General features: G+C 73.8%; 1 protein-coding gene. It reads right to left on the bottom strand.

Features of this window, described 5'->3' with window-relative positions; all coding sequences use genetic code 11:
- Nucleotides 1–219 precede the first annotated feature (219 nt).
- Nucleotides 220–1,410 (bottom strand): SCO6880 family protein (locus AB0C35_RS46000; RefSeq protein ID WP_358471010.1); only part of this gene is annotated, 1,191 nt, incomplete at its 5' end.

Here is a 1,410-nt window from a genome sequence, read left to right as displayed (position 1 = left end):
AGTTGGTGGCGTCCGACCGGGGTGCCGGCGGTCGGTGTGCCCGATCCGGCGGTGAAGGGGTACAGGCCGCAGACCTGGCTGGTGGTGGCCTGGTATTCGGGTGCGGGTTCGATGTGCGCGGCGCGTCCGGTTCCGGGGCCGCGCCAGCCCCAGGGTGGGGCGAGCGGTTCGGACATGGCGTGTGCTTCGACGTTCGGCAAGCGCTGATTCCTCTCGGCTTTAGTGGATGAGGCGGTGGGACAGTTCGGGTGGGCAGATGCCGCAGGGCAGGGTGGTGGCGAACCCGGCGGCCTGGCTGCCCCACAGGCGCCGCAGCCGGATCTTGGCCGAGTCGGCGGCCGTCTCCACGTGCGCGACGGCCCGGCGGAGTTGGCCGGGGTCGGTGACGGTGACGGTCGCGTACAGGGAGACCAGGCAGACCCCGGCGCCCATGGCTTCCTCGGCGGCGGCTTGGCGGGCGCGGGCGGCATCCCAGCTGTCGCGGGCGGTCTCGTCGCGGCCGGTGCGGCGGCGGAACTGGGTGCGGAACGCCGCCGCGTTCACCTCCTGCTGCAGCACCCGGCTGGCCGCCGCAGCCGGCAGCGCCCGGTACTGCAGGGTGACGCGCTTGGGGAACGGCCCCGGCGCCACGAGGCGGGCCAGGACGTCGGAGCGGACGTTCTGGCGGGGTGGCTGGTGCCAGGCCCAGCTGACCGACTGTCCACCGTCGTGCTCGTAGTGGCCGGTGTGCTCGGTCGCGGCGACCGGTCCGGCATCGCACCAGTTCAAGACCTCGTCCGCGTCCGGGGCGGCGAGGAGCCGGTTGACCTCGCCGCGCGCGTGCGGATCAAACGCGGTCCGCACCGCACCGGCGATCTCGGCGGCGGTGGCGCGCCCGAGGACGGAGACGCCGCAGCCGCCGAGCCGGGACGCCAGTCCGTCCAGCGTCCGGCCCAGTTCGGCGACCGCTTCGAACAGGTCCTTCGGGCGGCTTGCGGAGGTCTTGGGGTCGAAGGTGATCGAGACGCGGGTGTCGACGTCGGCGGCGGCGGCCGGGGCGGTGCGGACGAGTTCGCTCATGATGGTGCGCGCTGGGGCCGGTGCGGCGGCGACGATGGCGCGGTTGACGGTGTCGGCGAGGGTGGACCCGGGTTCAGGTGCGGTGTCCACGGTGACCGTCACCCACCGAATGGCGGGCATGTGCCCGAGGGAGGCGAGCCAGCCGCCCCAGGAGGCGACCCAGGTGTCGGCGTCGCTGCGGTCGGCCAGCCACGTCGATGTCGGCACGACCCGGAGCGTGGCGGTCAGCAGCCCGGTGCGGCGGTCCCACACGATTCCGTACCGGCCGCCGTACCCGTCCTCGGCGCTCAACAGCGTCAACGGCGCCAGCACACCCGGGAGCTGGAACGCCCGCGGATGATCGATGACGAC

Source organism: Spirillospora sp. NPDC048819 (assembly GCF_040650055.1).
Lineage (GTDB): Bacteria > Actinomycetota > Actinomycetes > Streptosporangiales > Streptosporangiaceae > Spirillospora.
The sequence above is the reverse complement of the archived record's forward strand: the minus strand, read 5'-3'. Positions and strand labels throughout refer to the sequence as shown.